Origin of the sequence: Micrococcus sp. KRD026, from assembly GCF_017168445.1 — a bacterium.
GTDB lineage: Bacteria > Actinomycetota > Actinomycetes > Actinomycetales > Micrococcaceae > Micrococcus > Micrococcus luteus.
Window position 1 is genome coordinate 107,815 of the sequence record NZ_JABFBA010000024.1, and the last position, 3,606, is coordinate 111,420.

General features: G+C 75.7%; 4 protein-coding genes. 2 read left to right on the forward strand and 2 right to left on the reverse strand.

The genetic code is table 11. The features are described 5' to 3' along the window. A partial coding sequence (locus tag J1M40_RS09145) for a spermidine synthase (RefSeq protein WP_241252189.1) occupies nucleotides 1–813 on the forward strand: 813 nt, incomplete at its 5' end. Nucleotides 814–828: 15 nt separating this feature from the next. On the opposite strand, the gene J1M40_RS09150 is transcribed toward J1M40_RS09145, so the two are convergent. Then, entirely contained in the window at nucleotides 829–1,338 is a 510-nt protein-coding gene (locus tag J1M40_RS09150; protein WP_041104137.1) for a MarR family winged helix-turn-helix transcriptional regulator, read from the reverse strand. A gap of 24 nt (nucleotides 1,339–1,362) precedes the next feature. Here J1M40_RS09150 and J1M40_RS09155 point away from each other — a divergent pair, with 24 nt between their 5' ends. Further along, nucleotides 1,363–2,598 carry an MFS transporter gene (locus tag J1M40_RS09155; protein WP_020628085.1) on the forward strand — a complete coding sequence of 412 codons (1,236 nt, stop codon included), beginning with the start codon at nucleotides 1,363–1,365 and terminating at the stop codon, nucleotides 2,596–2,598. 39 nt (nucleotides 2,599–2,637) lie between these two features. On the opposite strand, the gene J1M40_RS09160 is transcribed toward J1M40_RS09155, so the two are convergent. Then, on the reverse strand, nucleotides 2,638–3,606 hold a 969-nt coding region (locus J1M40_RS09160), incomplete at its 5' end, for a DMT family transporter (protein ID WP_241252190.1).

Below are 3,606 nucleotides of genomic sequence, written 5' to 3' on the forward strand. Positions count from 1 at the left end.
GCCCAGCCCTCCCCCTCCGGCCGCACCGTCCACCTGTCCACGTCGGGCGTGGACGCCCGCATCGCCCCCGACGAGTTCGGCGGGTTCGTCCTGGAGATCGGCGGGGCCGTCCAGTCCCACGTGGACCTGGCCGACCCCGCTCGCATCCGCTACGAGTACCTGCGCCGCATGGCCCACGTGCTCGACGGCGTCGCCCCGGCGGGTGCGCCGGTGCGGGTCCTGCACCTCGGCGCGGGCGCGCTGACCCTGCCGCGCTACCTCCAGGCGACCCGGCCCGGCTCGGAGCAGACGGTGGTCGACCTGGACCGGGAGCTCGTGTCCTTCGTGCTCGCCGAGCTGCCCCTGCCGGCGGGCACGGACCTCGTCTCCGTGGTCGCGGACGCGCGCCTGGCCGCCGTCGACCTCGCGATGGACGGGGAGCGGTTCGACGCCGTCGTGCTGGACATCGGCACCGGCGAGGAGGGCGCCGAGCACCTGCGCGGCGCCGTGTTCTACGGGGAGCTGCTCGAGCTGCTGACGGCGGGCGGGGTGCTGCTGGTGAACATCGGCGACGACGCCGGCCTGCGCTTCCTGGGCGCCGAGCTAGGCGCCCTCGAGAAGGCGGCCGCCGAGGCCGGGGTGCCCGGCCCGTGGACGCTCGCGGACCAGGGGATGCTGGAGCGACTGGACTGGGGCAACGTCGTCCTGGCCGCGGGGGCGCCGCTGGGAGAGGCCGGCTGCACGGAGCGCCTCGCCGCGGCGGGGCCGCATCCGGCGGCCGTGCTGGACCCGGCGGAATCGGCCGCGCTGGCCGCCCGCATCCGTCGCGCCTGAGGGCGGGCGCGGTGCTCAGAGCCGGGGGTCCTCCGCACCGGGGCCCGTCTGCGGCCGGGGCCACGGGTGGCCCCGGCGCGCCTCCGCCCCCTCGTTGAAACGACGCAGGAGCCTGCTGAACTCGACGACGTCCTCGGCGGGCCAGGAGGAGACGATCTGCGCCACGTTGTCCGCGCGGGAGCTCAGCTCCGCGGCGAGGCGGGCGCGTCCCTCCTCCGTGGGACGGTGCAGCCGGGCGGAGCCGCCGTCGGGGTCCGCCACCCGCTCGACGAGGCCGGCCTTCATGGCGGCGGCCACCTGCCGGTGGACGGTGGAGACGTCGAGGTCGAAGGCCTCGGCCAGCTCGGCGATGCTCATGGCCCCGCCCGCCTCCAGGCGGGCGAGCAGCACGGTGGCGCTGCGCTCCAGCGCGCTCGACCGGCCGTAGGGGGCCACCCCCTGCGTGGCCACCCGCAGCAGGAGCATGTGCTCGTACATGATCCCTTCGACCGGGTCGACCCACGCCCCCTCAGATGATTGCATCATGCAAACGATGCTACCTTTTGCATCATGCAAATCGCCGAGCAGGAACGCATCGCCTCCCCCACCTTCGTCCTCGCCTGGGTGGTCTCCTTCCTCCAGTTCCTCGCGTTCTACGCCCTCGTCACCACCATGGCCGTGTACGCGGTCCGGCAGTTCGCCGCCTCGGACGCCGGGGCGGGGCTGGCCTCGAGCGCCTTCGTCATCGGCGCCACCGTCAGCCGCGTGGTCACCGGCCACGTGGTGGACCGCTTCGGCAAGCGCCGCGTCCTGGTGGTGGCCCTGGTCGCCGTCGCGCTGTCCTGCACGCTCTACCTCGTCGCCTCCTCGCTGCCGGCCCTGGTGGCGGTGCGCATGCTCCACGGCGCCAGCTACGCCTTCGCCAGCACCGCCGTCATGGCCCTGGCCCAGGCGGCCATCCCCGACGGGCGACGCGCGGAGGCCACCGGCCACCTCGCGCTGGGCACCACCCTGGCCACCGCGATCGGCCCCGCCCTGGGACTCTTCCTCGCCGGCTCCATCGGCTACGCGTGGCTGTTCCGGGCGACTCTGGGGATCACGGTGGTCAGCCTCGTGCTGGGCCTGCTGGTGCGCGAGGCGCCCGCCGCGGCGGACGTCGACGGCGAGCGCGCCGCCGGCGAGGCCCCCCTGGAGCACCCCGCCCCCGCGGTGGGCTTCCGCCTGCGCTCCGTGCTGCACCCGGCGGTGCTGCCGATCAGCGGCTTCATGCTGCTGGTGGGCCTGAGCTACGCCGGGATCCTCACCTACCTGAACGCCTACTCGGTGGAGCGCGGGCTCACAGCCGGCGCCGGCCTCTTCTTCCTGGCCTACGCCGCGGCGATGCTCGTCATGCGCCTCACCCTGGGCACCCTGCAGGACCGCCGGGGGGACGACGCCGTCGTCTACCCCGCCCTCCTCTGCTTCACAGCCGCGCTCCTGGTGCTGGCCTTCGCCACGCGCGACGGGCACGTGGTGCTGGCCGGGGCGCTGAGCGGCCTCGGCTACGGCACGCTCATGCCCGCGGCCCAGGCGATCGCCGTGAACGCGGTGCCCTCCCACCAGCTCGGCGCCGGCATCTCCACCCTCATGCTGTTCGCGGACGTGGGGCTGGGCCTGGGCCCCGTGCTCCTCGGCGGGCTTGTGGCCTCAGCCGGCTACGGCGCCATGTACGCGGCCCTGGCGGGCGTGCTCGTGGTCGCCGCCGGGTACTACTTCGTGATGCACGGACGCCGGCACGGGCGGCGGGAGACCGTGGCCCGCGCCTGAGTCCCGCGCGGTGACGGCGGCCTGCCGCCGCGGGCGGCGCTACCGGCGCCGCGCCGGCCAGGACGCGAGCGCGACGGCGGCGAGGGCGCCCAGGGTGCCCAGCACCGTCGTCGTGGTGACCGTGGATCCGTCGGTGGGGGCCACCAGGTCCACCACGAGGGAGCCCAGGAGGTTGCCCGAGACCAGACCGAGGGTGGCGGCGAAGACGCCCAGGCGCGGGACGACCATGGCGCCCACCCCGATGAACACGCACCCCAGCGGGCCGCCGAGGTAGAGCCGCCAGTCGTGCGGCAGCGCGGGCAGGCCGTGGCCGGAGGCCAGGGCGATCCCGCCCCACACGATCCCGAGGAAGAGGACGCCGGCGGTGAAGTTGACCAGGGTCGCCGGGATGGCGGTGCCGTAGGCCGTGGTCTGACGGGCGTTGAACACCTGCTGTCCGGCGGTGGCCAGACCGGCCAGCAGGGGCAGCAGGGCCAGCAGCGCCCAGCCGGGCCCGCCGCCGACCTCGCCGAGTGAGGGCCACACCACGAGGGCGACCGCGGCCAGGGCGAGCGCCGCCCCCGTGAGGCGCCGCGGCGTCAGGCGCTGCACCCCGGCGGGGCTGAGCCCGAGCCGGTCCACGACCATCCCGCCGACCACCTGCCCGGTGACCACGGCGACCGTGAACACGGCCACGCCGAGGGGACCGATCGTCGCGGACTGGGTGAGCACCAGGAGCCCGCCGATCACGCCCGCCACCGCGTACCACGGGCGCACGGACCCCGCGGCCAGGGCCGGGCGGATGCGGGCCAGGCCCCGGCGGCCCCGCGGCGTCAGCACGCTCACGAGCACCATGACGACCAGGCCCGCCGCGAAGGAGCACAGCGCGGCGAGGACGGGGTCGCCCGTCAGGTGGGCGAGGCGGGAGTTGATGCGGCCCTGCAGCGGCATCACCGAGCCGGCGGCCACCGCGAGCGCGAACAGCAGGGCGGTCGCCCGCGGGGAAGGGGCGTCCGGGCGGGCGGCGAC